This window comes from Alteromonas sp. 14N.309.X.WAT.G.H12 (assembly GCF_036697315.1).
In the GTDB taxonomy this organism is placed as follows: domain Bacteria; phylum Pseudomonadota; class Gammaproteobacteria; order Enterobacterales; family Alteromonadaceae; genus Alteromonas.
In genome coordinates this window covers 1-5,951 of sequence record NZ_JBAHZB010000157.1, presented here as the reverse complement: position 1 = coordinate 5,951, position 5,951 = coordinate 1, and the positions used below count along the sequence as shown (strand labels likewise).

5 protein-coding genes are annotated in these 5,951 nt (G+C 46.5%); 3 read left to right on the top strand and 2 right to left on the bottom strand.

Translation table 11 applies throughout. The annotated features are described in order from the left end of the window. Positions 1-77: 77 nt before the first annotated feature. On the top strand, positions 78-497 hold the full coding sequence (locus V5298_RS19455; RefSeq protein WP_332933088.1) for a PilZ domain-containing protein: 420 nt from the start codon (positions 78-80) through the stop codon (positions 495-497). Here V5298_RS19455 and radA read toward each other — a convergent pair. Further along, on the bottom strand, positions 464-1,828 hold the full coding sequence (gene radA, locus V5298_RS19450) for a DNA repair protein RadA (protein WP_332933089.1): 1,365 nt from the start codon (positions 1,826-1,828) through the stop codon (positions 464-466). The two genes, V5298_RS19455 and radA, sit on opposite strands and share 34 nt — an antisense overlap. 148 nt (positions 1,829-1,976) lie before the next feature. Between radA and V5298_RS19445 the strand changes: the two genes are divergently transcribed. Continuing rightward, positions 1,977-4,508: a PilZ domain-containing protein gene (locus tag V5298_RS19445; protein WP_332933087.1), complete on the top strand. Its 2,532-nt coding sequence runs from the start codon at positions 1,977-1,979 to the stop codon at positions 4,506-4,508. A 14-nt stretch (positions 4,509-4,522) separates the two neighbouring features. Here the strand turns inward: V5298_RS19445 and serB are convergent, their stop codons facing one another. Continuing rightward, entirely contained in the window at positions 4,523-5,530 is a 1,008-nt protein-coding gene (gene serB / locus V5298_RS19440) for a phosphoserine phosphatase SerB (RefSeq protein ID WP_332933086.1), read from the bottom strand. Between the two features lie 150 nt (positions 5,531-5,680). Between serB and V5298_RS19435 the strand changes: the two genes are divergently transcribed. Next, a partial coding sequence (locus V5298_RS19435) for a hypothetical protein (RefSeq protein WP_332933085.1) occupies positions 5,681-5,951 on the top strand: 271 nt, incomplete at its 3' end.

Sequence of the window (5,951 nt, the reverse complement as noted above, 5' to 3'; positions counted from 1 at the left end):
TTTTTTACGCAATGTGTTGACCTTTGGCTTTTATTTGCACTAATAATAAGTATGTATGGGAAGTTAAGGGAAAAAACGTGAACAAACGTCAGTTCCAACGCGTGGACTTAAATGTAGCAGGCCAACTTGGTCATCAAGGGATCGCCATTCCCATTGTAATTAAAGATGTGTCGTTGCAAGGGTTACGCCTGTGTGCGGCAGATCAGGATTTAAACGCGCTGCCTTTTGACAGCCACGCGCCCTACACGGTGAAGTTTAAAACCAACGAAGACAGCCCTCAAATTGTGCTTTTTCTCCAACAATTATATCGCCAGACCCAAGCCGGCTCGGCGAATGTGGATATTGGTTGTAAGTTAGATCACATCGACGTAGAAAGCCTGGCTGGCTTACGTCGGTTAATCACCATGAACAGCAACGACAATGCCATTGCTGAAAAAGATTTAAATGCCCTTATTGATGCCATTTATGGCAATGCATCTAGCGCTTCAGAAAGTTGAACCACCGGTACCACTTCGATGCCGGCAATGGGGTGTTTGGGGGCGTTTGCTCGGGGTACAATTGCACGCTTAAAGCCATGTTTCGCCGCTTCTGTTATTCGCTCCGTACCATTGGGTACAGGACGTATTTCACCGGCCAACCCCACTTCACCAAATACAATTAGATCTTTAGGTAATGCCCGATTACGAAAACTACTCACCATGGCGAGCAGCAACGCTAAATCGGCGCTGGTTTCCGCTATTTTAACGCCACCTACCGCGTTCACAAAAACGTCCTGATCATTCATTTGCACGTTTCCGTGACGGTGCAGTACCGCCAGTAACATGGCCAGTCTATTTTGTTCTAGGCCTACGGCAACGCGACGAGGATTGGCCATTTGTGAATAATCTACCAGGGCTTGAATTTCCACCAGTAAGGGGCGCGTCCCTTCCCACACCACCATCACGCTAGAGCCCGGTGCCTGAGTATCGCCCCGACTAAGAAAAATCGCCGACGGATTATTCACTTCTTTTAGGCCCTTTTCCGTCATCCCGAAAACACCCAATTCATTTACCGCACCAAAACGATTCTTCTGGCTTCGTAAGGTTCGAAACCTACCGTCGCTTTCCCCTTCAAGCATCATGGAACAATCAATGCAGTGCTCCAGTACTTTAGGGCCAGCCAGATTGCCATCTTTAGTAACATGCCCCACTAAAAACATGGCGATATGATTTTGCTTGGCAAAACGGGTGAGATAGGCCGCGCTTTCCCGTACTTGAGAGACACTTCCGGGGGCTGATTGCACATCGGCAATGTTCATCACCTGAATAGAGTCGATGACCATTATTTTAGGTTTTTGCTCTAAGGCGAGCTGACAGATGATCTCGACGTTAGTTTCCGCCAACATCAGTAATTTATCGTCAGGTAAGCTCAGTCGCTTAGCGCGCATGGCGACCTGTTGCAATGATTCTTCACCGGTCACATAAAGAGCGCTTTGATCTTTGGCCAGTTGACACATGACCTGTAAAAGCAGCGTACTTTTCCCGGCCCCTGGTGAACCGCCAATGAGCATTGCAGCGCCAGGCACAATCCCCCCGCCAAGGACCCGATCTAATTCTTTAAAACCGGAAGAAAACCTAGGTAGCGCGGCTAAATCGATGGTATCAAGCTTTTCAATGCGCGCATTCGTTTGCCCAGCATAGCCGCTAAAACCTGTTTTGACGGTGTTCGCAGAGCTGATAACGAACTCTGAAATCGTGTTCCATGCTTTACATTCTGTACATTGCCCTTGCCAACGGGCAAATTCTGCGCCACAGTCAGAACAAACATAGGCGGTTTTACGTTTTGCCATAGAGTTATTTTCACAATAGTTTTTTTTAGCGTATTCTACACGTAACATCGACATACTGCATGCTGGTTTAAAGACGCGTTGAAATGGAATTTATTTTTAACGCCTAAAACACCTGTGTAGCAAACAACTAAAATAACAAATGATGGTTATGGATAAAGAGCTGCAACAATACACTCACATTATTGACAGACTAAAGCCCGCGATCAATGCGCCGGACTTTAACCAACGTCTATCTCAAGCCACCCAAGATCTTGCCCCTGAAAAACGCTTTATGATTAAGATGGAACTAAAGCGACTGGCAAAACCGTGTATGCGTTCGGTAGATCTACGCGGACAGGTAGACGGTGATTGTCACCTATTTGAATATAAGGGGCGGAAGCACTATCTCGATGACGTGGCCATTGGGGTGTTCAAAGAACAAATAAAAATCTTCGGTCACTACAGCTTCGGTGTGTATGAAGCCATTATGGCAACGGAAAACAATTTTCGGATCATGCGAGAGAAAAAAGCGCAGAACGCAGCCCAACCGCAAAAAAATGCCTCCTCAGATAGCGCCAAACAGTTATTAGCCCAATATACCATCCCCGTTGTGAATTTACTGTCCTACGCTCATCGGGGCCACGAACGGATGAATTTTGCCATACCGGTGGAAATACAAGACGAAAAGCATCATAGCTATCAAGCCACCAGTATCGATATTTCCATGGAAGGATTAAGGCTAAAAATACCGAAAGAGACCAAATTCGAACCAGAACAACGTCTACAGATATATTTTCGTGGTCTGGAAAATGAATTTGCCATGGACAAACGCAATGGTATTGCTTACAACGTGATCACCACCAAAGTTCAAAAGTCTAACCATTACCTTATTTTAAAGCGGGAACTGTCCCTTCCCTCCCCCGTGTTTGACAGCTTTCTAGAAAAATTTATTCATGGCAACAAACGGCGCTATAAAGTCAATTTGGCGAACACCGTGGAAGCCATAAAGAATAAAACGGCAGAACAATATATTTCACCCTGTAGCCCAACACTACCCGTGTTCATCGATAAAGCGGAAAACAAGCTTGTCCCTAAATTTGCCATGATAAATAGCATTAATCAGGAAACCCTGGCTTATTGGCAAGACGAAGAAAACAACATTCGCTTAGGTTATTTACTTAAACCTTCGCGGCTTCAATGGCTACAAGAGCAACCCGAAGCCGTCGCGGAAATGTACGTGTATTCATTTACCCATATTCAAAACGGTGCTGTATATTTTTATTCAGCCTCCTCCCAAGAGCTTGATAAAAAAGAAGTACTAAAGACGGTTTATCTGGGTTTTGGTGCCAGAAAGATAAGCTGGCGGGTGTTTAAACTCTCAATGAATTCCATGTCTGCAGAGCAAGCCCATGTGCAGCTGTCTATTCCCGAAACCGCCGTTAGCAAAGCCCAAAGACAAAATTCTGTACCGTCGCCCCGTTTGATGGCGAAATTGAAAAATCTCTCTTATATCGTACATATCACTGACGTTACCTCAGAATCAGCCCAACAATGTTATGCCCGGTTTAAGTTTAGTCGCAACAACCTCACCCATTTACGCGTGTTTGCCCATCCTCGCAACCGGGTACCTGAAATCATCCAACCCTATCGTTATCGATTTCAGGAACAAAGAATGGAAACCCGCTATTTACTGCGCTCCCCCATTAAACTGACCAACTATAATGATGAAATGCCGCTGACGGGGATCAGCGAAGATATCTCCGTTTCGGGGCTTCGCCTTGAGGTATCCGATGAGTTTTTAGGAGACATCGGTTCGTTGGTAAAGGTGTCCTTTCCCAAGCTTCAAGCGCTCACGACACAACATGACGTAATGGGTTTAATTTACGAGGTCATTCATATCAACGAAGGCCGCAATCTTATACATTTGCGTGCCGCAGAAGGGGAAACGGGCAAGATCGCCCGCGAGTTTTTCGATAATTTGATCAAACAAAATAAGCAAAACCTAAAAACCTACCCGGAAGAAGAAGAAATTCCAGGCATGGGCCATGCGCTACGTTGTATTAATGCCCGTAACACGCCAAATTGTGCCTTTTTATTGGCCAAGGCAGGAGTGCGCTATATTCCGGATTTAGCGGTATTCAGTGACAAAGACGCCATACTGAATCAGTTAATGTGTCATTACACCGATAAAAAGCATGCCAACGTAGAGTACCTTTTTAGAGATCGGAATCTTGATGCCCCGCTCATTCAACAAGGTCTTCGTACCATAAAATCGGAAAACCGACCGGTACGCCAAGAACTGTTTATTGCTTATGATCCCAACCGTAAAGACAGCAGACTGGCGCTCATTCCCCATCTAAGCAGTCGTTTTAGCGATGACGATAAACGGAAACGTTTTATTCTTGATGCCATGGAGAAAGGACAATTTATCGCCATTCAGGTGGTGATCACGGCAACCGGCAAACCGGATTTGGATATGCTGCAAGCGGAATTAAATTACGTCAGTATGTATGCCATGCATATCGCCAAGGAATTGGACGAAAAGATCTGGGGGATTGGCGCTTCGGTGCACCTGGTTGATACCACCAGCGAAGTGCTCAGCCGTTTTGGGTTCGATAGAAAAACCATCATGCACAATCGCATGGTAGATAAATCTTCAACGGACGTGCAAGCGCAGGCTAAACAGCAAAAAGCCGATTAGCCTGAGCATATCCATTAGCGAAGCAAATATAACAAACGGTGAAGGCCACCGAAGCGAATGGCCACATCGGCTTTTTCTCTGACCACGGGTTTAGCATGACAGGCTACGCCCAAAGCGGCTTTTTCCATCATAAGTAAATCATTAGCCCCGTCTCCCATGGCAATGGTTTGACCGTTGGGTATTGCCCATTTTTCCGCAAGATCACTTACCGTTTGTGCTTTTATCCTCGCATCCACAATACTGCCTAATACCTTACCGGTTAAGATCTCGTCCTCTGTTGCTAGAGTATTGGAAAACGCGGCGTCTAAGCCGAGACGCGCTTTGAGATGATCGGCAAAATAGGTAAAACCGCCTGAGGCAATCGCAATCTTCCAGCCATGTGATTTTAATGTTTCGATAAGGGGCACCACGCCGGGCATTAGCGGAATACTGTCTCGAATCTGAGCAAGTTGGGCCACCGGCACCCCTTCTAAGCAGGCAACACGGGAGATAAGGCTTTCACTAAAGGCCAACTCCCCGCGCATTGCTTGGGCGGTGACCTTGGCCACCTTATCGCCCAATCCCGCCAATTTAGCAATTTCATCGATACATTCAATTTCAATGACGGTGCTGTCCATATCCATCACCAGCAAACCACCGACGTCAAGCGCAGGCTGCTTGGTTTGCACCGCAATATCGAGTCGCAATGCGTTGGCCGCCGCTTCAAGGCGATCTTTTAATTCCGCAGCCTGACACACCCTAACCGGGCATACCAAGGCGGTTTCGTGGAAGGTGCCATTTAACGGATGAGGGTAGAAAGCGCCCATTGACAGTACAGGAGCTAATAAGGACGTAAGCTGGGCTAGCTGATGCAAGGTCATGGCCGGAGCAATCACGGTAAGTACCGCGCTATCCTTTGGGTTTTGTGCCGTTGACTCTGCAAACCACTTACCCGCTGCATACCGCACGCCGTAGGCATTTTGTTTAAAAAGTTGCGTAAGCTCAGCACGACTGTGCAGATTGGATACCGATAATTCCGACACGATAATAACACCCTATATTGTTGCGTAGCCGTATCCTAGCGAATTCACAGACAATGGCAAATGCTCTTTGTTAAAAGGGCAAAAAGGTCAAACTTGTACTGCGCTAATAAAGCGCTATCATGAAGGCTAATATTTATTCTTAGAACTATTATGCACGACGCTCAATATTCATGGCACCGTACGCCACCTAAACGGCGCCACCCTTTTAGCTGGATCCATTCAAAATATTGTCACCTGGCGTTACTTGTCAGCGTGCTTATTTTTATTGTCTGCGCGAGCATCACCTATCGGTATCTGCAGAAAAGCGAACACCAAACCCTGATGGCTGAGCCCGTCAACACATTATCGGCCCAATACGCCATGCTGCTTTATTCTCCCCTTTTGCACGGTGACACAAAGCAAATACAACGCTATCTTGAGA

What these genes read in the sequence shown, in the direction of transcription:
- radA (WP_332933089.1), bottom strand. Translation starts at nt 1,828, where the DNA reads ATGGCAAAACGTAAAACCGCCTATGTTTGTTCTGACTGTGGCGCAGAA.
- V5298_RS19445 (WP_332933087.1), top strand. Translation starts at nt 1,977, where the DNA reads ATGGATAAAGAGCTGCAACAATACACTCACATTATTGACAGACTAAAG.